Origin of the sequence: Aeromonas sp. QDB03 (assembly GCF_027707985.1) — a bacterium.
Lineage (GTDB): Bacteria > Pseudomonadota > Gammaproteobacteria > Enterobacterales > Aeromonadaceae > Aeromonas > Aeromonas hydrophila.
Genome location: NZ_JAPCJG010000001.1, coordinates 579,668 through 603,430, shown reverse-complemented (window position 1 = coordinate 603,430; position 23,763 = coordinate 579,668). Strand labels below are relative to the sequence as shown.

The window sequence follows — 23,763 nt, the reverse complement described above, 5'->3', positions numbered from 1 at the left end:
CCGCAATGGGGCATGTTCCGATCGGCGTAAGCGACATGCCTGCCACTCCCGCCCTTATTCGCGACCCGGCAGCTTTTTCCAGGTCACCTTGTCACGCAAATAAACCGGTGTCGCCTGCTCCACTGCCACCGCCTCGCCAGCCAGCCAGGCGCAGCGCGCCAGCGGCAGCATGTCCAGCGCCGCCGGGAAACGCACCTGGCTCACCACCAGCTCGTCGGCAAGACCACTCAAAATCTCGCCATAGGTCTCAAAACCGGTGCCGACGCAGGTCACCCGACCCGCCAGCTTGCCACGGGCGTCAACCAGTGCCGCGGGATCGCTCACCACCTCGTCGCCCACCAGTTGCATGCGGCCGTCGATCAGCTCATAACGGCCGAAATAGACCTCGTTCATCCGCGCATCGATGGCGGTCAGCACCTGCTCGGCGCCATCCAGACGATGGGCACCTTGCGCCATGGCGGCCAGGGTGGAGAGGCCGATCAGCGGCACGCCAGCCCCAAATGCCAGGCCCTGCGCCACACCGATGCCGATGCGCACCCCGGTAAAGGAGCCGGGACCACGGCCAAAGGCGATGGCATCGAGCTCATCCAAGGTTATCCCGGCGTCGTCCAACACAGCCTGAACCATGGGCAGGATCTTGCGGGTGTGATCCCGCGGCGCCTCCTCCCAGCGGGAGAACACCTGCTCCCCCACCAGCAAGGCGGCGGAGCAGGCTTCGGTGGCGGTATCAACGGCCAGGATCTTCAACTCGTTCATGCTTTCCAATCTCTATAAAATCAGTCAATTACATAATCTGCAAGCAGACAGTGCCAGCAGTTTTTCAAAATGTTGCAAGGCTTGGCCGGCCGCGGCCGCGCAAACGCGATCACCGACCGGCGAGCGCCTGCTGCTCAAAGAAATTCCCCAGCATCGCCAGCTCCCGGGTCCGTGGAATGGCGGGCAGACTCTTGATAACGGTGGCACCGTAGGGCTTGTTGACCATGCGGGGATCACAGATGACCAGTACTCCGTGATCACCGCGATCACGGATGAGCCGCCCTACCCCCTGTTTCAAGGCGATGACCGCCTTCGGCAGCTGGATATCGGCGAAGGGATCGCCGCCCCTGAGCTTGCAGTCATCCACTCGCGCTTTAAGCTGCGGATCATCGGGGCTGGCAAACGGCAGCTTGTCGATGATAACACAGGAGAGCGCCGCTCCCCGCACGTCGATCCCCTCCCAGAAGCTGCTGGTCGCCACCAGCACGGCGCGGCCATTCTCGACAAACTCCTTGAGCAGCCGCTGCTTGTTGTCCTCCCCCTGCAACAGGACGGTACGGCCGATCTCCCGGCGCAGCACCTCGGCCACCTGGCGCATCACCTGATGGCTGGTACAGAGGAAGAAACAGCCCCCCGGCGTCTTGTTGATCAGCGGGATCATCAGATTGGCCAGCTGCTCACCGCGGCCAAAGGCATTGGGCTCAGGCAGAAAGCGCGGCACGCACAGCCGCGCCTGCTCGCCATAGTCGAACGGGCTGTCGAGAATAAGCTCGGCGCTGCCGGCCAGCCCCAGCTCGGCTTTGAAGTGATCAAAGCGCATGTCCACCGTCAGGGTGGCCGATGTAAACACCCAGGCGACCTCTGGGCGCAGCACCTCGGCACCAAAGCGCTCAGCCACCGACAGCGGGGTCAGGTTGAGGGTAAAGTGCAGCCGCGAGCAGTCATACCAGTAGGAGAAACCGGTCTGGTTGATGGCCAATACCTCTCCCAACCGAGTGCGCAGCTCACTGATCCGCTCGAAACAGTGATCCAGCTGCTCGCCGCGCCCGAGCGCCAGTTTCAGCACTTCATAACAGAGTCCGAGAGCATCATTGAGGCGGGCCAGCGCCTGGCCCCAGAGCGGCTGGCGCAGCATGTCGCGGGTGTTGCCGCGCCCACCATCCACTCCGAAGGCGAGCCGCAAATCCTGGCTGGCGATGGCGAGCCGGTCGGCCGCCTTGCCGAGCTGGGCCATGTCGTGGGCCTCGGCCCGATAGGCGAGCTGGATATCCTGCGCCAGATCCAGGATGGTGCGGCTGCCCACAGACTTGCCGAAGTAGTTGGTGGCGATCTCGGGCAGCTGGTGCGCTTCGTCAAATACGTAAACCTGCGCTTCGGGCACCAGCTCGCCAAATCCGGTGTCTTTGACCGCCATGTCGGCGAAGAAGAGGTGGTGGTTGATCACCACCACCTGGGCATCCATGGCACGGCGGCGAGCCACCACCAGATGGCAGTCGTCGTAATAGGGACAGTCGCGACCGAGGCAGTTTTCATTGGTGCTGGTGACGTGCGCGAGGATCTCGGCGTTCTCCTGCAGCCCCGGAATATCCCCCACGTCGCCGTTGTCGGTGGCGGTGGACCAGGACTTCACCTTGACCAGGTCATTGAGTACTTCCGGTTTTTGCAGGTGGGATTCGCTGAGCAGCCGGTTCATCCGCTCGATGCACAGATAGTTGCTGCGCCCCTTGAGCAGGGCCACCGGCGGGGTATAGGAGAGCGCCCCCGTGATGGTGGGAAGATCCCGGTAGAAAAGCTGCTCCTGCAGGTTCTTGGAGCCGGTGCTGATCACCACCCGTTTGCCGGATTCCAGTGCCGGCACCAGGTAGGCGTAGGTCTTGCCGGTACCGGTGCCCGCCTCCACCAGCAAGCGACCATGCTCCTTGATGGCACGCGCCACCGCCTCGGCCATCTCCAGTTGCGGGGCACGGGCTTTGAAGCCGTCGATATGGCTGGCCAGAGGGCCGTCTGGCTTGAACAGGGTCTGGATGGTCAAAAGGGCGTCCCGCAGCAAAAGGAGGCATTATGCCAAAAGTGTGGCAAAAGCGGGACTGATTCTGCGCCTAGACGAAGAGATCGATCTGGTGATCGGGATCCGGTTTGTGATCATCCTCTTCAGGTGCTGGCTGATCATGCTTGGCCGATGGGTAAGGCTGCTGGCGCTGCTGGGAGTCACCGTTGTCGGTGCTGGTCTTGCGCAGCTGATGCTTCTGGCTGATCTGGGTCACTTCCCGCTTGATGTCGTCACTGCTCGGGGCAGCCGGTGCCCGGGGCAGAATGGGGAATAACAGGTCCTGGCTGGGCATGATGTCGCCTCCTCTGGCTCACCTTGTCTAGTTATCGACCAAAAAACCGTTTTCTCAACTTTAATCGACCAAATCACATTTTCCGGTTGCTTTTTCCGTCAAGGCAGGTAGTTTAAATCGGGCGTCAACTACGACATCTTATTTGTAAAGGATTAATTACATGCAGTTCACCAGCCTGAAGACTCATCACCACCATCATCATCCCGAATAGTCTTTCAGGAGGTTGACTGCTGGAAGACACTTAACTGGTGACTTCCAAAAGGACCGCAAGATTCATAAGCCCTCGGAAGCACTGACTTCCGAGGGCTTTTTCGTTTTTGACTAGAAGGAAATCGAGCAATGGAAACACAACGTCTGCGCATCGCCATGCAAAAATCCGGTCGTCTGAGCCAGGACTCCCAGGCCCTGTTCAAGAGCTGCGGCCTCAAGATCAACCTGCGCGAACAGCGCCTCATCGCCCATGTCGAGAACATGCCCATCGACATCCTGCGGGTACGCGATGACGACATCCCGGGGCTGGTGATGGAAGGGGTGGTCGACCTTGGCATCATCGGTGAAAACGTGCTGGAAGAGGTGCAGCTCATCCGCGCCTCCCAGGGCCAGCCCTTTGCGGTCAAGACCCTCAAGCAGCTCGACTTCGGCGGCTGCCGCCTCTCCCTGGCGGTGCCGGACGACGTCACCTATACCGGGCCACAGAGCCTCGCCGGCAAGCGCATAGCCACCTCTTACCCGGGGCTGCTCAAGCGTTTCTTCGACGAAAAAGGGCTCGGCTTCAAGAGCGTGATGCTGGGAGGTTCGGTGGAAGTGGCCCCCCGCGCGGGCCTGGCCGATGCCATCTGCGATCTGGTCTCCACCGGCGCTACTCTTGAGGCCAACGGCCTCAAAGAGGTAGAGGTGATCTACCGCTCCAAGGCAGTACTGGTGCAAGCGCCTAACCCCTTGTCCGATGCCAAACAGAAGATCATCGACACCCTACTGCCCCGTATTCAGGGGATGCAGCAGGCGCGCGAGAGCAAGTACATCATGCTGCATGCGCCCAAGGACAAGCTCGATGCCATCACCGATCTGCTGCCGGGCGCCGAGCGTCCCACCATCATGCAGCTGGCGGGCGAGACCAACCAGGTGGCGCTGCACGTCGTCTCCAGCGAGACCCTGTTCTGGGAGACCATGGAACAGCTCAAGGCGCTGGGTGCCAGCTCCATTCTGGTGCTGCCCATCGAAAAAATGATGGAATAAGGAAGGAACATCATGCAGACCCTGATCTGGAAGACCCTCTCCCCCACCCAGCAGGCCGACGTGCTGACCCGGCCGGCCCTGAGTGACGAAGCCGACATCGGCGCCGTGGTGCGGGAGATCATCGCTGCGGTGCGCAGCCGGGGCGATGAGGCCCTGCGCGAGCTGAGCCAGCGCTTCGAGCGCGCCCCCCGCCAGCAACTGCAGGTGAGCGATGCCGAAATCGAGGCCGCCTGCGCCCGCTTGGATGATGACATCAAGGGCGCCATCGAGGCGGCCATCGCCAACATTCGCACCTTCCACGCAGCCCAAGTACAACCCGTGGTGCGGGTGGAGACTCAGCCCGGGGTGGTGTGCGAGCTGCGCACCCAGCCCATCAGCCGGGTCGGCCTCTACGTACCGGGGGGCAGCGCGCCGCTCCCCTCCACCGTGATGATGCTGGCCATTCCGGCCCGCTTGGCCGGTTGCCGTGAAGTGGTGCTCTGCACCCCATCCCCGGCGAGCGACGAGATCCTGTTCGCCGCCCGCGCCTGCGGGGTCGAGAAGGTGTTCGCTATCGGCGGCGCTCAGGCCATCGCTGCCATGGCCTATGGCACCGAGACCATTCCCAAGGTGGACAAAATCTTCGGCCCGGGCAACGCCTTTGTTACCGAAGCCAAGGGCCAGGTGTCGCGCGACTGGCGCGGCGCCGCCATCGACATGCCCGCCGGCCCCTCCGAGGTGCTTGTGATCGCCGACGAGAGCGCCAACCCCGCCTTCGTGGCGGCGGATCTGCTCTCCCAGGCCGAGCACGGCCCCGACAGCCAGGTGGTGCTGGTGACCACCTCGCCGCTGCTGGCCGACGCCATCAACGGCGAGATCAAGCGCCAGCTGGCCAAGTTGACTCGCCGCGATATCGCCGCGCAGGCGCTCGGCAGCAGTCTGGTGATCCTCTGTGACGATCTGGCCGAGGCCTGCACCATCTCCAACGCCTACGCGCCGGAGCACCTGATCGTGCAGACCCGCGCTCCCCGTGATCTACTGGATCAGCTTGAGAATGCCGGCTCCATCTTCTTGGGAGCATGGACACCCGAGTCGGTCGGCGATTACGCCAGCGGCACCAACCACACCCTGCCCACCTACGGCTATGCCCGCACCTGCTCAAGCCTGGGCCTCGCCGATTATCAGCGCCGCTACACGGTGCAGGAGCTGAGCGAGCGCGGCATTCAGGGCCTTGGCCCCATCGTCGAGCGCATCGCCCAGGCCGAGGGGCTTGATGGCCACAAAAATGCCGTCACCCTCAGGTTGAACGCGCTGGCCGCCGCGCCCCAACAAACAGCACAGCAGAAGGATTTGTCATGAGCATTGCCAACCTGGCGCGCCGCGTGGTGCGGGCCCTCACCCCCTATCAATCCGCTCGCCGCATCGGCGGCAAGGGCCACGTCTGGCTCAACGCCAACGAGGCGCCGCTGGCCTATCCCTTCACCATCGAGGGCAGCCGTCTCAACCGCTACCCCGAGTGCCAGCCGGCCGAGGTGGTGAACGGTTATGCCGCCTACGCCGGGGTCAACCCTGATCAGGTGCTGGTGAGCCGCGGTGCCGACGAGGCCATCGAGCTCTTGATCCGTACCTTCTGCGAAGCGGGTGAAGATCAGATCCTGATCTGCCCGCCCACTTACGGCATGTACGCCATCAGCGCCGAAACCTGTGGCGTCGGCATCGTCGAGCAGCCGCTGACCGCCAGCCACCAGCCTGACTGGCCCGCCATTGCCGATCGCCTTTCCGACGTGAAGCTGGTGTTCCTCTGCTCCCCCAACAATCCCACCGGAGATCTGGTGGGTCGCGACGGCCTTATCGCCCTGCTGGAGAAAGCGCGGGATCGCGCCATCGTGGTGGTGGACGAGGCCTATATCGAGTTCTGCCCCGAGGCGTCCGTGGTGGACCTGCTGGCCCGCTTCCCAAATCTGGTAGTGACCCGCACCCTCTCCAAGGCCTTTGCCCTGGCGGGGATCCGCTGCGGCTTTACTCTGGCCAGTCCCGAGGTGATCGCCATGCTGGCCAAGGTGATCGCCCCCTATCCCATCCCCGAGCCCATCGCCCAGATCGCGGCGCAGGCCCTCTCCCCCATGGGACTGGAGCTGATGCAGGAGCGAGTGGTGGAGCTCAACAAGCAAAAAGCCGCCTTCAAGGCCGCGCTGGCAACCCTGCCCTGCGTGAAGGAAGTGTTCGAGGACAAGGGCAACTTCGTGCTGGTGCGCTTTGTGGATGGCGCCGCCGTCTTTGCCGCCATGAAGGCCGCCGGCATCATCTTGCGGGATTTCTCCAGCAAGCCTGGCCTTGACAACAGCATTCGCGTCACCATCGGCTATCAGGGCGAGATGGATGCCGTGCTGGCGGTATTGCGTGACCTGCCCTCTCCCTCTTTTTAAGACAAGGATGTAGCGATGAAGACCCCGTTTTTGTTTATCGACCGCGACGGCACCCTGATTGAAGAGCCGGTCACCGACAAGCAGGTGGACAGCCTTGCCAAGCTGCGCTTCGAGCCCATGGTCATTCCAGTGCTGCGCGAGTTGCAGGCCGCCGGCTACGTGCTGGTAATGGTGACCAACCAGGACGGGCTGGGCACTGCCAGCTTGCTGCTGGAGAATTTCCAGCCCCCCCACGATCTGATGATGCACCTGTTCGAATCGCAAGGGGTGAACTGGGAGCAGGTGCTGATCTGCCCGCACTTCCCCACCGATGGCTGCAGTTGCCGCAAACCCCACCTCGGGCTGGTGAAGGAGTATCTCGCCTCCGGTCGCATCGACTTTGCCAACTCCTTCGTGATTGGTGACAGACAGACCGATCTGCAGCTGGCCGACAACATGGGCATTCGCGGTATTCGCTACCATCCGCAGGATCACGACTGGCTCGCCATCCGTGATCAGCTGCTGTCCAAGGGGCGCGTGGCCGAGGTGGAGCGTTACACCAAGGAGACCCGCATTCAGGTTGCGGTGGATCTCGACAAGAGCGGCGGTAACCAGATTGCCACCGGCATCGGCTTCTTTGATCACATGCTGGATCAGATAGCGACCCACGCAGGTTTCAGACTCAAGCTCAAAGTGAGCGGCGATCTGCACATCGACGATCACCACACGGTGGAAGATGTCGGGCTGGCCCTGGGTCAGGCGCTGCGCCAGGCCCTCGGCAACAAGCGCGGCATCGGACGCTTCGGCTTCGTGCTGGCGATGGACGAGGTGCAGGCGGTGATCGACGGTCGCCCCCGCCTGGTTGACGGCGCTGATGACAGCACCCAGGCCCCCTCGCTGACCGAGCTGGACGTGGCCACCGCGCTCGACTTGAGCGGCCGCCCCTACTTCGTGTTCGACTGCCCGAGCGGTTTTGGCCGCGACAGAGTGGGCGAGATGGCCACCGAGATGGTGCCCCACTTCTTCCGCTCCCTCTCGGACGCCATGGCCATCACCCTGCAGATGAAGGTGGGCAGCGGCAACACCCACCACCAGGTGGAGGCGCTGTTCAAGGGCTTTGGCCGCGCCCTGCGCCAGGCCATTCGGGTGGAAGGGAGCGAGCTTCCCTCCAGCAAGGGAGTGCTGTGATGGATGTGAGCAAGCAGAAGCTGGTCATTATTGACACCGGCTGTGCCAATCTGGCCTCGGTGCGCATGGCATTCGAGCGTCTCGGCGTGCAGCCGCAGGTCTCCCGTGAGGCTGCCGACATCGAGCAGGCGGACAAGCTGATCCTGCCCGGCGTCGGCACTGCGGTGGCCGCCATGAAGAATCTCAACGAACGGGGGCTGGTGCCGCTAATTCGCGCCGCCAAGCAGCCGCTGCTGGGTTTTTGCCTCGGCATGCAGATGCTGGCGGAGGCCTCCGAAGAGAGCATGGCGGCCGATGGCAAGACCCATGCCTTGATCGATTGTCTTGGCATAGTACCGGGCAGGATCAAGCTGATGGAGGTGGGCAACCTGCGCCTGCCCCACATGGGCTGGAACCAGATTGAGCACGACGAGAGCCATCCTTTGCTCAAGGGGATCCCGAGCGGCAGCTACTTCTACTTCGTGCACTCCTATGCGCTGGAGGTGACCGAAGCGACGCTGGCGACCTGTGACTACGGCAAGCCTTTCACCGCCATCGTGGGCGGGGTGGCAGAGCACAGCAATTTCTTTGGCGCCCAATTCCACCCGGAGCGCTCCGGCGCGGCCGGTGCCCGCCTACTGCAAAACTTTTTGGAGCTGTAACAAGGATGATTATCCCAGCCATTGATCTGATTAACGGCCAAGTCGTGAGGCTCTATCAGGGCGACTACGGCCAGAAGACCGCCTACAGCGACAGCCCGCAGGCCCGCTTCGACGAATATGTCTCCCAGGGGGCGGTGCAACTGCACCTGGTGGACCTTGATGGTGCCAAGGATGCCAAGGCGCGCCAGCTCTCCCTCATCGCCCAGCTGCTGTCGGCCACCGAAGCGCCGGTGCAGGTGGGGGGCGGCGTGCGCAGCGAGCAGGATGTGGCGGATCTGCTGGCCGCCGGCGCCAGCCGGGTGGTGATTGGCTCCACCGCCGTCAAATCGCCGGATCTGGTGGCCAGCTGGATGGAAAAATACGGCCCCGAGCGCATCGTGCTGGCACTGGACGTCAACATTGATGCCCAGGGCAATCGCCATATCGCGGTAGCCGGCTGGCAGGAGAACAGCGGGGTCACCATCGAGGCGCTGATCGAACGCTTTCTGCCCGCCGGGCTCAAGCACGTGCTCTGCACCGACATCAGCCGTGACGGCACCCTCTCAGGCACCAACGTCGAGCTCTACCGGGATCTTTACGCCCGTTATCCGAGCGTCGGTTTTCAGGCCTCCGGCGGCATTGGCGGCATCGAAGACATAGAGGCGCTCAAGGGCTCAGGGGTCAAGGGGATCATCCTCGGCCGCGCCCTGCTGGAGGGCAAGTTCTCGGTAGGGGATGCCATCGCCTGCTGGGGGAATGGCAGCCTGTAAGCAAGCCGCAGCGTCGCCATCAGGACGTCGATTGAGAGAGAGGCTCCCTGCCGGGTCGTCCGGCCGGAAGCCTCTTCATCAAGGGGTAAATCGAGGTAAGTCCTTATTACTTGGTAACAATTGACTCTATACTCGAATTCACTGAGACAACGTCACGGAGGACCTATGTTTACATCTCACTCCGCCACCATCCTGATTGTCGATGACTCACCCGAAAATCTGATGGTGCTGACCGACCTGCTCTCTCCCACCTATCGGGTGCTCGCCGCCCAGAGCGGGGAGAAGTGTCTGCGGATCGCCACTGGCAAGACAATCCCGGATCTCATCCTGCTGGATGTGATGATGCCTGGCATGGACGGCTATGAGGTGCTCAAACAGCTGCGTATTACCCCAGCAACCAGTCGTATTCCAGTGGTGCTGCTCACCGCCCTCGCCGACCCCCAGAGCGAGGAGTACGGCCTGTCGCTGGGAGCCGCCGACTACATTACCAAACCCATCAAACCGGCCATCGTCCAGGCGCGGGTACGCACCCAGCTGGAGGCCAAACAGGCCCGCGACGGCCTGCAGAATCAGAACGCGGCGCTGGAGGCCGAGGTGGCACGCCGGATGACCGAGAACGACCTCATCCAGCAAGTCTCCATCCGGGCGCTCGCCCATCTGGCGGAGATCCGCGACCCCGAGACCGGCAATCACATCTTGCGCACCCAGGGCTATGTCAGGCAACTGGCCTGTGCGCTAGCCAGCCACCCCCGTTTTAGCGACACTCTGACCCCCCGCTACATCGACCTGCTGAGCCGCTCGGCGCCGCTGCACGACATCGGCAAGGTGGGCATTCCGGATCAGATCCTGCTCAAGCCGGACAAGCTGACCCCGGCGGAGTGGCAGATCATGCGCACCCACGCCAAGCTCGGCAGCGATGCCATCGAAGAGGCCGAACGGGACATCGAGCAGCCGCTGGTGTTTCTCACCCTGGCCAAGGAGATCGCCCACTGGCATCACGAAAAGTGGGATGGCAGCGGCTATCCCGATGGCCTGCAAGGGGACGCCATTCCGCTCTCGGCCCGCCTGATGGCACTGGCGGACGTGTTCGACGCGCTGATCAATGTGCGGGTCTACAAGGCGGCCATGCCCTATGAGGAGGCGCGCGCCCTGATCCTCTCCGGCAGCGGCCAGCATTTCGACCCGGATGTGGTGACGGCGTTTGACAACCACTTCGAGCAGTTCGTCGCCATCGCCGAGCGCTACCAGGATGACAATGAGGCCAGACATGGCTGAGCAGCCCTCGTTGACCCGGGCCCATGTGCTCAACGTCGTGCTCACCTATGCCGCGGTGGCGAGCCTGTGGATCCTGCTCTCCGACAAGGCGGTGGAGTGGCTGTTCAGCACCCCGGCCCAGTTCGCGCTGGCCAGCACCATCAAAGGGTGGCTGTTCATCCTCATCACCGCCACCATGCTCTATACCATGCTGCGCCGGCGCATCGACCAGCCGACGGTGACCACTTCCCCTTCCCGGCGCCAGCTGCTGCCATTCGTGCTGCTCAACGGCCTGATCCTGGCCCTGACCGCCATGGCCATCGCCCAGAACATCAACCTGACCCAGGACAAAGAGGCCGCCCGGCTCGAGACCATTGCCGATCTCAAGAGCAAACGCATCACCGAATGGCTCAGCGCCCGGGAGTTTGACGCCCACATTCTGTTTGAAAACCCGCTGTACGCGGCGCTCTATCGCGAGGCCCAGGCCACCCGGGCCGGTCATGCCAACCTGATGAGCAAACTGGACGAATTTATCTCCATTCGCCGCTTCAGCGCCGCCAGCGTGCTCTCGCCAGAGGGCAACCTGCTGTGGCACACCCCGGATGCCAGCGGCCTGAGCCCCCAGTTGCGCGCAGCGTTGAAGGGCGCAAAAAGCGGCAGCATCACCCGGGTCGGCCCCTATCTGGACGAACAGGGTCAATCCCGCCTCGATTTTATCGCCCCGCTCCCCATGGCGGGCGACAAGTCGCCTTTCATCGTGCTGCAGATAAGCCGCAGTGACTGGCTCAACAACATTCTCAAGTCCTGGCCGGTGCCGGACAGCAGCGGGGAAGCCCTGCTGTTTCGCCGCAGCGGCGATCAGATCCAGTTTCTCAACGATGTGCGCTATCGCCCCGGTTCGGCTCTCACCCTGCAGTTGCCTGTCAGCAGCAAGGAGTTACTGGCCGTCCAGTTCCTGCAGCAGAGCCGCAATAATGAAGAGGGCAAGGCGCTCTTCTTTGGCAAGGATTACCGCAACACGCCGGTGTTTGGCACCGTACAGCCGGTCATGGGTACCGACTGGTATCTGCTGGCCAAGATAGACGAGGCCGAACTCACCCGGGCGGAACTCAAAGAGAGCGTCTGGATCGGGCTGATCGGCCTGCTGGTGCTGCTTATCGCCAACACCGGCATCGTGCTGCTGCGCCAGCACACCCGGTTGCAGATGGCCGAGCAGGTTCGCCAGTCCCAGGCCGGCCGCCTGCAGGCGCTGCAACTGCTCTCCGCCATCGCCGACAGCTCGGAAGATGCCATCTTCGCCAAGGACAGAGAGGGCAAATACATCCTGTTCAACCGCGCCGCCAGCCAGTTTGTCGGCAAATCGGCCAGCGAGATGCTGGGTCAGGACGACATGGCCATCTTTCCCCCCGATCAGGCCCGCATGCTGATGGCGCTGGGTGAACAGGTGATCGCCAACAACCGGGTACAGACCCAGGAGGAGTACCTGACCCTGCCAGGCGGCGAGCGGGTGTTCCTCGCCACCAAGGGGCCGCTGCAGGACAGCGATGGCCAGGTGATAGGTATCTTCGGCATCTCTCGCGACATCACGGATTTCAAGCGGGCCGAAGCGGGCCTGCGCGAGCGGGAGGGGCTGTTTCGCGCCCTGGTGGAACAGTCACTGGCCGGCATCTACATCATCCAGCAGGGCCAGCTCTGTTACATCAACCCAGGATTTGCCCGCCTGTTCGGCTACGCCTCGACCGCCACCCTGCTCAAAATTGGCACACTGCACGCCCTCGCCAGTCCGAAAGACAGCGCCAGGGTGGCTGAGCAGCTGCAGCGCTGCGAACAGGAAGACAGCGAGATCCACACCCGCTTCACCGCCCTGCACCACGACCACCAGAACATCGAGATGGAGCTCTATGGGCGCCGCGTCGACTATCGCGGCCAGCCTGCCGTGCTTGGCCTGCTGCTGGATGTCACCGAGCGCGAACAGGTCGAGCAGGCCCTGACCCGTCAGGCCAGCGAGCTCCGTCAGCAAAACAATGAGCTGGAGCGGTTCAACAAGGTGATGGTGGACCGGGAGCTGGCTATGCTGGCCCTCAAGCACAAGATCAACGAGCTGTCGCTTCAGCTCGGGCAACAGCCCCCCTATCCGCAGGCCCCCACCCCGCCGGAGGAGTCCCTATGACGAGCTGGTCTTCACTGTGGCACCTTCGCCAACCCAGACAGCGCTGGGGGGTCTGCCTGCTGGCTGTGCTGCTGCCCGTGCTGATGCTGCAGATCCGGGTCCAGCTGCCCATCGCCTTTGGCGAGCGGCCGCTGCTGGTGCTGTTCATGCTGCCCATCACCATCTGCGCCCTGCTCGGTGGCCTGCTGCCCGGCCTGCTCTGTACCTTGGTGAGCGGTCTGCTCACCACCTACTTCCTGCTCGCCCCGCTTCACGAGCTGCGCATCGGCGCCGGGCAGGATCTGGTGCAGTGGGGCATTCTGATCGCCAACGGCGTTCTTATCAGCCTGCTCAGCGCGGCCGTGCACCGCTCCCGCGCCCGGGAAACCCAGCGCTGGCAGGAGCTAAGCAGCATCCAGTCCCGCCTGCAACAAAGCGAGACCCGCTTCCAGGCTACCTTCGAGCAGGCTGCGGTCGGCATCGCCCTGGTCTCCCCGGATGGCAAGTGGCTGCGGGTCAACCGGCGGTTGTGCGACATGCTGGGCTACCAGGCTGACGAGCTGATGGGCATGACCTTCCAGCAGATCACCCACCCGGATGATCTCTTCATCGACCAGACCTACGTGGCCCAGATGCTGGCAGACGAACGGCAGCACTACACCCTGGAGAAGCGTTATCTGCGCAAGGGCGGCGAGGTCCTCTGGATCACCCTGACGGTGGCGCTGGTCAAGGACCTCAAGGGAAAACCGGATTACTTCATCTCGGTCATCGAGGATCACCAGCAGCGCAAGGAGACCGAAGAGGCGCTGCGCCGCAACGAGGGGATCCTGCGCGAATCCCAGCACCTGGCCAAGATCGGCAACTGGCGCTGGAACATCGCCGATGACAGCCACTTCTGGTCGCCGGAGATCTACCGCATCTATGGCCGCGATCCTTCCCTGCCTCCCGCCATCTACCCCGAGGTGAGGAAGTACTTCACTCAGGATGGCTGGCGCGCCATCGCCCAGTCGGTCGAGCGCTGTCTGCAGGATGGCCTGCCCTACGAGTGCGATGCCGAGGTGATCCACGAGCAGGGCGAACCCATCTGGATCATCGCCCGCGGCGCCGCCCTGCGCGCCAACGACGGCACCATCGTCGAGCTGTATGGCACGGTGCAGGACATCACCGAACGCAAGCTGGCCGAGCAGCAACTGTTGCACAACCAGCAGGTGGCCCTCGATACCCAGCGCCGCGCCAGGCTGGCGGCGCTCAACCTGATGGACGACGCCATCAGCGCCCGCATCCGCGCCGAAACCACCAGCAGCGCCCTGCGCGAGAGCGAGCAGCGGCTGCTGATGGCCCAGGAGGGAGCCCACGTCGGGATCTGGGAGTGGAACATGCAGGGCGGCCGGCTCTTCTTCTCGCCCGAATGTGCCCGCCTCTATGGTCGCAGCACCGAACAGCTCAGCGAGTTCAAGCAATGGCACAGCTGCCTGCACCCGGACGACAAGCCCCGCCTCGACAAGTTGCTGGCCGAGTTGCCGGCAAGCGGCAAACCCATCGAGATCGAATTTCGCATCCTCTTGCCAAACGGCGACGTGCGCTGGCTCAGCAGCAAGGGCAGCATCTACCGGGATGCCCAGCAGCGCCCACTGCGCCTGCTCGGCATTCACCTAGACATCACCGAACGCAAGCAGGCCGAGCAGCAGTTGCGCCAGCTTTCGCTCGCCCTGGAGCAGAGCCCGGATGGCGTCTTCATCACCGATACCCAGGCCCGCATCGAATATGTCAATGTCGCCTTCCTGGCCGCCAGTGGCTACCAGCAGAGCGAGGTGATAGGGCAGACCCCTTCTCTGCTGCGCTCCGGCCTCACCCCCAAGGCCACCTACATCGCCCTGTGGGATGCTATCAAGCGCGGCCAGCGCTGGCACGGCGAATTCATCAACCGGCGCAAGGACGGCTCCCACTATCAGGTGCTCGCCACCGTCTCTCCCATTCGTCAGGAAAACGGGGCCGTCACCCACTATGTGACGGTGCAGGCCGACATCACCGAGAAGAAGCAACTCGGCGAGGAGCTCGATCAGTACCGCTACCACCTGGAGGAGATGGTCAACGAGCGCACCCTGCAGCTGGCTCAGGCCCATCAACGGGCGGAGAGTGCCAACCGCGCCAAGAGTGCCTTCCTGGCCAACATGAGCCACGAGATCCGCACCCCGATGAACGCCATTTTGGGGCTCACCTACCTGCTCAAGCGCGACACGCCGGATCACACCCAGCAGGATCGACTGGAGAAGATCGACAACGCCGCCCAGCACCTGCTCACCATCATCAACGACATCCTGGATCTCTCCAAGATCGACGCGGGCAAGATGGCGCTGGAGCAGAGCGACTTCTCCCTTACCGCCATGCTGGACAACGTCAGCGCTCTGATGAGCGAGCAGGCGCGCGCCAAGGGGCTCACCATCATTGTCGACATCGGCGATACCCCGGCCTGGGTGCACGGCGACATCACCCGCCTGCGTCAGGCGCTGCTCAACTACGCGGCCAACGCCATCAAATTCACCGAACAGGGCTCGGTCACCCTGCGAGTCAGGGTGGATCACCCGCTTGCCGGCGGCTATCTGCTGCGCTTCGAGGTGGAGGATACCGGTATCGGCATCAGCCCGGAGCAGAGCGAGAAGCTGTTTCAGGCTTTCGAGCAGGCGGATGTCTCCACCACCCGCAAATATGGCGGCACCGGCCTTGGGCTTGCCATCACCAGCCGGCTTGCCACCCTGATGGGCGGGGAAGTCGGGGTCACCAGCACCCTTGGCAAGGGCAGCTGCTTCTGGTTTACCGCCCGCCTCGCGGTGGGTCAGGGTGAACCGCAGCAACCGGCAGCGCTCGAGCAGACGGTGCAGCAGGCCCTGTTCTTTGCCAACCACGCCAGGGTATTGCTGGTGGAGGACAACGCCATCAACCGCGAGGTGGTGCTGGAGCTGCTCAACAACAGCGGCCTCGTCATCGAGACGGCGGTCAATGGCCAGGAGGCGCTGGAGCGCGTCAGCCAGCACGCGTTCGATCTCATCCTGATGGACATACAGATGCCGCTGATGGATGGCTACAGCGCCACCCGGGCCATCCGCGCCCTGCCAGGCTGGGAGCAGGTCCCCATTCTGGCGCTGACCGCCAGTGCCTTCGAAGAGGACAGAAAGGCCTGCGAATCCGCCGGCATGAACGACTTCATCGCCAAACCGGTGACCCCCGCCAAGCTATTCGAGGCGCTGCAGCAGTGGCTGCCCCACAGCACGGCCGCCGCCCCCAAATACCAGCGGCGAACAACCGACCAGCTGACTGGCCCCCTCACCCGCCTGCAAAATCTGCCCGGGCTGGATCTGCAACAGGGGCTGGCGGCATTGCAGGGCAACCAGAGCAAATACGTCGCCCTGCTGCACCACTTCGCCAGCGAGCACAGTCAGGACATGCAGCAGTTGGAGAGCCATCTACATGCTGGCGACAGGCCGGCCGCCAGCCGGCTGATCCACACCCTGCGCGGGGTGGCCAGCACCCTCGGGCTGGTTGAACTGGCCGCCCAGAGCCAACAACTGGAGCAGGATCTGGCCAACAACAGCCAGACCCTGGCCGAGCGGATGGCCCCCATTGCCCGCCTCCTCAGCGAACTGCCAAGTCTGCTGGGGGAAGAAGAACCCAGCCCCGCCGCGAGCGCCGCGCCGCTTGCCAACCACTGGCAACAACAGTTGCTGCGCCAGATTGAGGAGTTGCTGGTGCAGAGCGACACCGCCGTGATCCCGCTGTTTGAGCAGTACGCGGCCCCCCTACTGCTCACCTTGGGGACGCCAGGTGAGATCCTGGCCCGCCAGCTGAAAGTGTTTGATTTTGACGGTGCCCTACTCACCCTTCGTGAGCTGCTGGCAGCAGATGGCTCTCAGCCAGGCTTGAGCGGCCAGGCGCCGGCTGGCACCAGCCGGCATCAGGGCGCGAGCAAGCTGGATAAAGGGTTGAATCACTGAATAAAGTCGTGCATATAGTGGTACTCCCCCGAGTGAAGACGCCGCCCGTTTCGGGTCTCTTTTTCCCGCTCAGGAACCCGCTGTTAAAGCATGCAAGCCACCTTTTTCACTCGCCGCCGGGCCCCTGGCCCGTTGGCAACAACCTTAGTTTTAACAGTGCTTTACATGGAGCAACGAGCATGTTGTCAAAGCGTATTATCCCCTGCCTCGACGTCAAAGATGGCGTGGTGGTCAAGGGAGTGCAGTTTCGTAATCACGAGGTGATGGGCGGCATCGTCGAGCTGGCCCGCCGCTACGCCAGCGAAGGGGCCGACGAGCTGGTGTTCTACGACATCACCGCCTCGAGCGATGAGCGGGTGGTGGACAAGAGCTGGGTAAGCCGGGTGGCCGAGGTCATCGACATCCCCTTCTGCGTCGCCGGCGGCATCAAGAGCGTGGAGGATGCCCGTCAGATCCTGGAATTCGGGGCCGACAAGGTCTCCATCAACTCGCCGGCGCTGGCCGATCCCACCCTCATCACCCGACTGGCCGAGCGCTTTGGCGTGCAGTGCGTGGTGGTGGGCATCGATTCCTATTTTGATGCGCAGAGCGGTCACTATCAGGTCAAGCAGTTTACCGGTGACGAGAGCCGCACCCGCACCACCGCCTGGCATACCCTCGATTGGGTCGAGGAGGTGCAAAAGCGTGGCGCCGGTGAAATCGTGCTGAACGTGATGAATCAGGATGGCATGCGCCAGGGCTATGATCTCGAGCAGCTCAAGCTGGTGCGGGCCGTCTGCAAGGTGCCGCTCATCGCCTCCGGCGGTGCCGGTGCCATGGAGCACTTTCGCGATGCCTTCACCCTCGCCGACGTGGACGGGGCGCTGGCCGCCTCCGTGTTCCACAAAGGCCTTATCCCCATTCCCGAACTGAAACGCTGGCTGAAAACCGAAGGAGTCGCCATCCGTGAATAATCAAGCAGTAAACAACGAGCAGCCGCTCGCCGAACGTCTGGACTGGGCCAAATGTGACGGCATGATCCCCGCCATCGTCCAGCATGCCGCCAGCGGCGAAGTGCTGATGCAGGGTTTTATGACCCGCGAAGCACTGGCAAAGACCCAGGCCAGCGGCCAGGTCACCTTCTTCAGCCGCAGCAAGCAGCGCCTCTGGACCAAGGGGGAGAGCTCGGGCCATGTGCTCCAGCTGGTCGCCATCACCACCGACTGCGATCAGGACTCCCTGCTGATCGCCGCCAACCCCATCGGCCCCACCTGCCATCTGGGCAATCCCTCCTGCTTTGACGGTCACCCTGTACCGCCCCTTGGCTTCCTGGCCGAGCTCGAGCAGATCCTGGCAGCACGCAAAGGCGCGGATCCGGCCACCAGCTACACCGCCAGCCTCTATGCAAAGGGCACCAAGCGCATCGCCCAGAAGGTGGGTGAAGAGGGCGTCGAAGTGGCGCTGGCCGCCATGGCCAAGGATCGGGAGGAACTTATCAACGAATCCGCCGATCTGCTCTATCACCTGACCGTGCTGCTGCAAAATGAGGGGCTGGGATTGCAGGATGTCGTTCAGCGGCTTTATGAACGGCATAATAAATAAATTTTCTTATTGCTTAACGGGCTATTCAGCCCGTTAAGCTCAGTCAAATGACATCGCTAACTCAACCCAGTTTCTATATACCGACATATCTAATCTGGATTTTTCATATAGCTCTGCATTTAAAATGTAATACTTCAGAGCCTCGCAGTGCTCATCTCTATTAAATCGAGAATGCTGATCAATTAAAATTTTATTTTGTTCTAATAGATGAACAGATGCATTATTGTGTTCACCAAGATAACTCCAAAGATAGTCTCTGATTAAATTTTCAATTTGAATACTGTATTCACCAGCAACAAATTCGACTCCCTGCACTGCTCTCATGGAGAGATATATTGAGCCTTGCAGTTCATTTAATGCCTTTGGTTTTATTTCCTGCATCTTTACATTTGCCAGTTTCTGTCTGCTTCTTGCCATTGTGATTATCATTTCATAATCGGATGGTTTTATCTCATGTAATGCAAGCATATAAGCCAAGAAGACTACATTAATATCGTCTTTCTCTAAATTTAAAAGTACCAATGTCATACGGTCAATTAACTTCTCTGTACTTCGCAAAGATAAGTGGCATGCATCAGATATGGATGACAATACTGTGATAATAGCTTCTATATTTAACCCTTAAGGCCAAACATTATCAAAAGAATGATCTACAAGTACACTATTAGATAAATTACTTTCTATAAAATGTCGTTTTGAACCAGCTAACAAGCTAAAGCGCCTACTAAAAAAACGACTTAAATATGTATGTGCATCAAAATCAGCGCCGTAAATCACCTTCACTGCATGTTGCAATTGCTCTGTATCCGTTGCCAATACAAAAACAACTTTGGGAATGTCGAATATATGCTTGATTGTTTCCAGCATTTCTACCGCATAGGAGGGGCGGCAGCGATCCAGTTCATCAATCAAAATAAAAGCGGGATAATCAAGATCTCCATTACCTAATCCAACAGCCCCTTCCACCCATTGCCGTATCTCTTGTTTAAGATACTGGATAGATTCATAACGCTCTTTCTGATTACTGCATAAGGCATCTACCAGCTGATTGGCATCATCCCCTTCCAGAGAAAAATCATCTTCTTCCAATCCAGCCTTCTTAATGGCCGCTTTCAATGCCAGTTTGCCGCCGACCTTAAATAATCCCAACAAACGCTGACGCATTCTCTCGGGAATAGGGTTCTCTTTACCTGCAACATGCTTTAGCTGGTCAATAATCGAAGAGATCACCGTCAATAAGGGATCATCAGAAAAGTCCTGCTGCCAAGCATCGATATAGACGGTGGGATAGTGCTGTTTCAGCTCCATATACCAGCGCTTGATAAACCAGGTTTTGCCTGCCCCCCATTCGGCATTGAGGTTCAACACATAGTTGCGCTGTTTGCCCTCTGTCGCCAGATAATTGGTCAGAAATTCGGCATAGCGAGCGCGATCCAGTCGATCTCCCGCGAGAGTATCCTGCACTCCTTCAATGGCCCCCGGACCACTCCATGCAATGGAGTTTTCCCAATTAAACTCTGCACGCGTCATAATATTTTCCTGCCTCGATATTGAGCAGGATATTACCAGAGTGAGCTCCGAAAGAGTTTGATGGACATAGAAGTTTGGTGCCATTTTGCTCCAGGCAAAATGGCACCAACTCAAAACTTGGGATGAGAGTGGCTAGCTCCTACCCCAGCTGCTGGCGCAGCATAAATTTCTGCACCTTGCCGGTGGAGGTTTTCGGCAGCGGGGTGAAGATGATGCGCTTGGGTGCCTTGAAGTGGGCCATCTGCTCGCGGCAAAACGCAATGAGTTCGGCCTGGGTGAGTTCGCGCCCCTCCTTGAGCTTGACGAAGGCGCAGGGCACCTCCCCCCACTTCTCGTCCGGCATGGCTATCACCGCCACCTCGTCCACATCGGGATGGCGATAGAGTACATCCTCCACCTCCAGACTGGAGATGTTCTCCCCGCCGGAGATGATGATGTCCTTGGATCTGTCCTTGATCTCCACGTAACCGTCCGGGTGCCATACCGCCAGATCGCCGCTGCGAAACCACCCCTCCGCCATCGCCTCGGCGCTGGCGACCGGGTTCTTGAGATAGCCCTTCATCACCACATTGCCGCGCAGCACGATTTCGCCCATGGTCTTGCCATCCCGGGGGACCGGCTCGCCGCTGACCGGGTTGATTACCCGCATCTCTCCCTGCAGCGGTGACGCAACACCCTGGCGCGCCTTGAGACGCGACAACGTGGTGGCATCCTGCCCCTGCCAGCTCTGCTGCGGCTCGCACAGCACGCAGGGGCCATAGGTTTCGGTGAGGCCGTAGACGTGGGTCACGGCGATCCCCATCGCCTCCATGCCGGCGATCACGGTGGCGGGGGGCGCCGCCCCTGCCGTCATCGCCTTGATGGGGTGGTCGAGCCCGCGTTTGAGGGCCGGATCGGCGTTGTTGAGCATGTTGAGTACGATGGGGGCGGCGCAAAAATGGGTCACCTTGTGCTCGTGCAGCGCCTCATAGATGGCCGCCGCCTGCACATGGCGCAGGCAGACGCTGACCCCGGCCGTCGCCGCCAGGGTCCAGGGGAAGCACCAGCCGTTGCAGTGAAACATCGGCAGGGTCCAGAGATAGACGCTGTGCTTGGGCAACTCCCAGGAGAGCACGTTGTTGACCGCATTGAGGTGGGCGCCGCGATGGTGATAGACCACCCCCTTGGGGTTGCCGGTGGTGCCGGAGGTGTAGTTGAGGGAAATCGCCTGCCACTCATCTAGCGGCAGCCAGCCTGGCTCATCCCCATTGCCCTCTGCAAGAAACCCCTCATAGTCAAGGTCGCTGACCAGCTCCCCCTCCCGGTAGAGGGGATCGTCGATGGCGATGAGCAGCGGCGCGAGTTCAATCAATGCCAGCGCCTTGCGCACCACGGCGCCGAATTCCCGGTCCACCAGCACCACCTTGCTCTGGGCATGCTGGAAGATAAAGGCCATCGACTCGGCATCGAGCCGGGTGTTGATGGTGTTGAGCACGGCACCGCTCATGGGCACCCCGAAGTGGGCCTCGAACATGGCCGGGGTATTGGGGGCGACGATGGAGACGGTATCCCCCTCGCCGATGCCGCGGCGGCGAAGGGCCGAGGCCAGCTGGCGGCAGCGTCGCTCGGTCTGGGCCCAGCTCTGGCGCAGGGGGCCGTGGATCAGCGCCGGATAGTCGGGGTAGACCTGGGCGGTCCGCCCCAGAAAGCTGATGGGGGTCAGCGCCTGGTAATTGGCGGGATTTTTTTCCAGATCGCGCTGATAGATGTTCTGCTCTGTCATCGGGTTCCTTCCTCACAGGTAGCAAAAGCGGTGCGCTCCCGGGAGCGCCGGCAACCACCCTCTGGCGTCCTGCCAGAGGGTGCTCGTATCGGGGATCACAGCCTAGCGCGAGGTGATGGCCACAGGTATTAGCAAAACGTCTTAGAGGCGCGGTGCTGGCGCCGCGAATCTGACCGAGCTGCATGCTGGTGCCTGTTTTTTCAGCGACAAATGTCGACGGCCAATATCCTCGGCATAAAACCCGGCAAATAATGAATATGCTGATGCTTGCATGCAAGCTGGCCATATCTGGTTGCAGGCTTGCCGATATCGATATATTTCCAAATATCGCCAGATGGATATTTATGGCATAAAAAAGTGCATCCGCTTATTGCTATAAAATTAATGACAGATTCCTCATGAAATATATTTTGTGACGGCTTCCATAAAGCAGGCCCGCAGCGCTATTCATGCCTCCCCTCGGCGGGTTATGGTTTCCTGGTGAAACAATCTACCGGATGTTCAATATCAGGCCAGATTTCTCGCCATACGATGCGCTACAACTAGTGAGTTTGCGCACTCCCACTGCATGACGAAGGAACCCTATCGACCCGATATTCCGCCGAGCCCGAACCTGCTTTATCGAGGAGCATTTTATGTGTGCCGAGCCGAATACCCAGACCCGCAGACAATTTCCCACCGCGTTTACCATTTTGTTTTTGATCATGTTGTTGGCCATCGCCCTCACCTGGATAATTCCGGCGGGTGCCTATGCCAAGCTCTCTTATAATGCCGCCAGCCATATGCTGACCATCAATACGCCGCAAGGGGAAACCCGGCGAGTGCCCGCCACTCAGGATGAACTGACCAGACTCGACATCAATATCGGGGTGGAGCAGTTCGTCAATGGCACCATCCGCAAGCCCATCGCCATCCCCGGTACCTATGAGCGGCTGGCCCAGGCGCCGAAGGGGCTTTCCGACGTGGCGGTGAGCATGGTCAAGGGCACCATAGAGGGGGCCGACATCATCGTCTTCATCCTGGTGCTGGGGGGGCTGATCGGCGTCATCAACAAGACCGGTGCCTTCAATGCGGGGCTGGTGGCGCTGTCGCGCAAGACCCGCGGCAACGAGTTCCTGTTTGTGGCGCTGGTCTGCTTGGTGATGGCGTTGGGGGGCACCACCTGCGGACTGGAGGAAGAGGCCGTCGCCTTCTATCCCATCCTGGTGCCCATCTTTCTGGCGCTCGGCTATGACGCCATCGTCTGCGTGGGGGCCATCTTCCTTGCCGCCTCCATGGGCACCACTTTCTCCACCATCAACCCCTTCTCGGTGGTGATCGCCTCCAACGCCGCCGGCATCCCCTTTACCGAGGGGCTGAGCTTTCGCGCCGTCGGCTGTCTGGTGGGCACCCTGGTGGTGATCGGTTATCTCTACTGGTACTGCAAGAAGATCAAGGCCAACCCGGCCTTCTCCTACACCTATGAAGACAGAGAGAGCTTTCGGGCCCGCTTCCTGAAAGAGGGCTCCCTCGATGAAGGGGTCCCCTTCACCCTGCGCCGCAAGATCATCCTGACCTTGTTCATCCTCGCCTTCCCCCTGATGGTGTGGGGCGTCTCAATGGCTGGCTGGTGGTTCCCGCAGATGGCGGCCTCCTTCCTGGCCGTCGCCATCGTCATTATCTTCATCTCCGGCCTCAAGGAGAAAGAGGCGGTCGAGGCCTTCACTCAGGGGGCGTCCGAGCTGGTGGCCGTCTCGCTCATCATCGGGCTGGCGCGGGGGGTCAATCTGGTGCTGGATCAGGGGATGATCTCGGACACCATCCTGGCCTATGCCTCCAGTCTGGTGGCCGGCATGCACGGCGCCGTGTTTGCGGTGGCCCAGATGCTGGTGTTCACCCTGCTGGGGCTGGTGGTGCCCTCCTCCTCTGGGCTGGCGGTGCTCTCCATGCCCATCATGGCACCGCTGGCGGATACCGTGATGATCCCGCGCTACATAGTGGTGTCGGCCTACAACTGGGGGCAGTACGCCATGCTGTTCCTGGCCCCCACCGGACTGGTGCTGGTCACCCTGCAGATGCTCGGCATCCAGTTCAACCAATGGGTCAGGTTCGTGCTGCCCATGGTGGGCTTCGTGCTGGGCTTTGGTGCCCTGATGCTGGTAGCGCAAGTGATGCTGATCTAGCGCACATGACCCCCGCCTAGGCGGGGGTCATGCCTTATCC

Annotated in this window: 18 protein-coding genes and 1 other annotated feature; of the genes, 12 read left to right on the top strand and 6 right to left on the bottom strand. The window is 61.2% G+C overall.

Annotated features, from left to right (window positions below; translation table 11 throughout):
- Positions 1-54: 54 nt before the first annotated feature.
- The 3 genes from tsaB to PG900_RS02705 form a co-directional block, all read right to left on the bottom strand.
- Positions 55-756 (bottom strand): tRNA (adenosine(37)-N6)-threonylcarbamoyltransferase complex dimerization subunit type 1 TsaB, encoded by a 702-nt coding sequence (gene tsaB, locus PG900_RS02715; protein WP_270799952.1) that lies wholly within the window; start codon positions 754-756, stop codon positions 55-57.
- 109 nt (positions 757-865) lie between these two features.
- Complete coding sequence (locus tag PG900_RS02710; protein WP_270830869.1) at positions 866-2,788, bottom strand: ATP-dependent DNA helicase; 1,923 nt, start codon at positions 2,786-2,788, stop codon at positions 866-868.
- 67 nt (positions 2,789-2,855) lie between these two features.
- On the bottom strand, positions 2,856-3,098 hold the full coding sequence (locus PG900_RS02705; protein WP_201973721.1) for a hypothetical protein: 243 nt from the start codon (positions 3,096-3,098) through the stop codon (positions 2,856-2,858).
- Positions 3,099-3,284: 186 nt separating this feature from the next.
- Positions 3,285-3,413 (top strand) — a sequence feature (His leader region).
- Between the two features lie 24 nt (positions 3,414-3,437).
- Between PG900_RS02705 and hisG the strand changes: the two genes are divergently transcribed.
- The 11 genes from hisG to hisIE all read left to right on the top strand — a co-directional run bounded on the left by hisG (position 3,438) and on the right by hisIE (position 18,269).
- The gene (gene hisG / locus PG900_RS02700; protein ID WP_017408376.1) at positions 3,438-4,334 is read left to right on the top strand and encodes an ATP phosphoribosyltransferase; all 897 of its coding nucleotides are present in this window, start codon (positions 3,438-3,440) and stop codon (positions 4,332-4,334) included.
- A gap of 12 nt (positions 4,335-4,346) precedes the next feature.
- Positions 4,347-5,672, top strand: a complete 1,326-nt coding sequence (hisD, locus tag PG900_RS02695; protein WP_270830868.1) for a histidinol dehydrogenase — start codon at positions 4,347-4,349, stop codon at positions 5,670-5,672.
- Complete coding sequence (hisC, locus tag PG900_RS02690; RefSeq protein ID WP_270830867.1) at positions 5,669-6,739, top strand: histidinol-phosphate transaminase; 1,071 nt, start codon at positions 5,669-5,671, stop codon at positions 6,737-6,739. Before hisD ends, hisC begins: the two co-directional genes overlap by 4 nt.
- 15 nt (positions 6,740-6,754) lie before the next feature.
- Positions 6,755-7,906, top strand: coding sequence for a bifunctional histidinol-phosphatase/imidazoleglycerol-phosphate dehydratase HisB (gene hisB / locus PG900_RS02685; RefSeq protein WP_270830866.1), 1,152 nt, complete (start codon positions 6,755-6,757; stop codon positions 7,904-7,906).
- Positions 7,906-8,547, top strand: a complete 642-nt coding sequence (gene hisH, locus PG900_RS02680) for an imidazole glycerol phosphate synthase subunit HisH (RefSeq protein WP_073350368.1) — start codon at positions 7,906-7,908, stop codon at positions 8,545-8,547. Before hisB ends, hisH begins: the two co-directional genes overlap by 1 nt.
- Positions 8,548-8,552: 5 nt before the next feature.
- Positions 8,553-9,296, top strand: coding sequence for a 1-(5-phosphoribosyl)-5-[(5-phosphoribosylamino)methylideneamino]imidazole-4-carboxamide isomerase (gene hisA, locus PG900_RS02675; RefSeq protein WP_270830865.1), 744 nt, complete (start codon positions 8,553-8,555; stop codon positions 9,294-9,296).
- A 165-nt stretch (positions 9,297-9,461) separates the two neighbouring features.
- Positions 9,462-10,571, top strand: coding sequence for a response regulator (locus PG900_RS02670; RefSeq protein WP_045789725.1), 1,110 nt, complete (start codon positions 9,462-9,464; stop codon positions 10,569-10,571).
- A complete protein-coding gene (locus tag PG900_RS02665; protein WP_270830864.1) occupies positions 10,564-12,720 on the top strand; it encodes a PAS domain-containing protein in 2,157 nt (718 codons plus the stop codon). The genes PG900_RS02670 and PG900_RS02665 overlap by 8 nt, the downstream gene beginning before the upstream one ends.
- The gene (locus tag PG900_RS02660; RefSeq protein WP_270830863.1) at positions 12,717-16,688 is read left to right on the top strand and encodes a PAS domain S-box protein; all 3,972 of its coding nucleotides are present in this window, start codon (positions 12,717-12,719) and stop codon (positions 16,686-16,688) included. Before PG900_RS02665 ends, PG900_RS02660 begins: the two co-directional genes overlap by 4 nt.
- A 179-nt stretch (positions 16,689-16,867) precedes the next feature.
- Entirely contained in the window at positions 16,868-17,641 is a 774-nt protein-coding gene (gene hisF, locus PG900_RS02655; RefSeq protein ID WP_024945358.1) for an imidazole glycerol phosphate synthase subunit HisF, read from the top strand.
- Positions 17,634-18,269, top strand: coding sequence for a bifunctional phosphoribosyl-AMP cyclohydrolase/phosphoribosyl-ATP diphosphatase HisIE (hisIE, locus tag PG900_RS02650; RefSeq protein WP_270799980.1), 636 nt, complete (start codon positions 17,634-17,636; stop codon positions 18,267-18,269). Before hisF ends, hisIE begins: the two co-directional genes overlap by 8 nt.
- A gap of 39 nt (positions 18,270-18,308) precedes the next feature.
- Here the strand turns inward: hisIE and PG900_RS02645 are convergent, their stop codons facing one another.
- From PG900_RS02645 to PG900_RS02635, 3 genes are all read right to left on the bottom strand, one after another.
- The gene (locus tag PG900_RS02645; RefSeq protein ID WP_270799982.1) at positions 18,309-18,797 is read right to left on the bottom strand and encodes a hypothetical protein; all 489 of its coding nucleotides are present in this window, start codon (positions 18,795-18,797) and stop codon (positions 18,309-18,311) included.
- 93 nt (positions 18,798-18,890) lie between these two features.
- Positions 18,891-19,799, bottom strand: a complete 909-nt coding sequence (locus PG900_RS02640) for a KAP family P-loop NTPase fold protein (protein WP_270799983.1) — start codon at positions 19,797-19,799, stop codon at positions 18,891-18,893.
- Positions 19,800-19,938: 139 nt separating this feature from the next.
- Entirely contained in the window at positions 19,939-21,561 is a 1,623-nt protein-coding gene (locus PG900_RS02635; protein WP_270830862.1) for an acyl-CoA synthetase, read from the bottom strand.
- 635 nt (positions 21,562-22,196) lie between these two features.
- Here PG900_RS02635 and PG900_RS02630 point away from each other — a divergent pair.
- Positions 22,197-23,723: a YfcC family protein gene (locus PG900_RS02630; protein WP_253627780.1), complete on the top strand. Its 1,527-nt coding sequence runs from the start codon at positions 22,197-22,199 to the stop codon at positions 23,721-23,723.
- Positions 23,724-23,763: the final 40 nt, after the last annotated feature.

Excerpts from the sequence above, each read along its gene's own strand:
- tsaB (WP_270799952.1), bottom strand. The coding sequence starts at position 756 with ATGAACGAGTTGAAGATCCTGGCCGTTGATACCGCCACCGAAGCCTGC.
- PG900_RS02705 (WP_201973721.1), bottom strand. The coding sequence starts at position 3,098 with ATGCCCAGCCAGGACCTGTTATTCCCCATTCTGCCCCGGGCACCGGCT.
- hisG (WP_017408376.1), top strand. The coding sequence starts at position 3,438 with ATGGAAACACAACGTCTGCGCATCGCCATGCAAAAATCCGGTCGTCTG.
- hisD (WP_270830868.1), top strand. The coding sequence starts at position 4,347 with ATGCAGACCCTGATCTGGAAGACCCTCTCCCCCACCCAGCAGGCCGAC.
- hisC (WP_270830867.1), top strand. The coding sequence starts at position 5,669 with ATGAGCATTGCCAACCTGGCGCGCCGCGTGGTGCGGGCCCTCACCCCC.
- hisB (WP_270830866.1), top strand. The coding sequence starts at position 6,755 with ATGAAGACCCCGTTTTTGTTTATCGACCGCGACGGCACCCTGATTGAA.
- hisH (WP_073350368.1), top strand. The coding sequence starts at position 7,906 with ATGGATGTGAGCAAGCAGAAGCTGGTCATTATTGACACCGGCTGTGCC.
- hisA (WP_270830865.1), top strand. The coding sequence starts at position 8,553 with ATGATTATCCCAGCCATTGATCTGATTAACGGCCAAGTCGTGAGGCTC.
- PG900_RS02670 (WP_045789725.1), top strand. The coding sequence starts at position 9,462 with ATGTTTACATCTCACTCCGCCACCATCCTGATTGTCGATGACTCACCC.
- PG900_RS02665 (WP_270830864.1), top strand. The coding sequence starts at position 10,564 with ATGGCTGAGCAGCCCTCGTTGACCCGGGCCCATGTGCTCAACGTCGTG.
- PG900_RS02660 (WP_270830863.1), top strand. The coding sequence starts at position 12,717 with ATGACGAGCTGGTCTTCACTGTGGCACCTTCGCCAACCCAGACAGCGC.
- hisF (WP_024945358.1), top strand. The coding sequence starts at position 16,868 with ATGTTGTCAAAGCGTATTATCCCCTGCCTCGACGTCAAAGATGGCGTG.
- PG900_RS02645 (WP_270799982.1), bottom strand. The coding sequence starts at position 18,797 with ATGACATTGGTACTTTTAAATTTAGAGAAAGACGATATTAATGTAGTC.
- PG900_RS02640 (WP_270799983.1), bottom strand. The coding sequence starts at position 19,799 with ATGACGCGTGCAGAGTTTAATTGGGAAAACTCCATTGCATGGAGTGGT.
- PG900_RS02635 (WP_270830862.1), bottom strand. The coding sequence starts at position 21,561 with ATGACAGAGCAGAACATCTATCAGCGCGATCTGGAAAAAAATCCCGCC.
- PG900_RS02630 (WP_253627780.1), top strand. The coding sequence starts at position 22,197 with ATGTGTGCCGAGCCGAATACCCAGACCCGCAGACAATTTCCCACCGCG.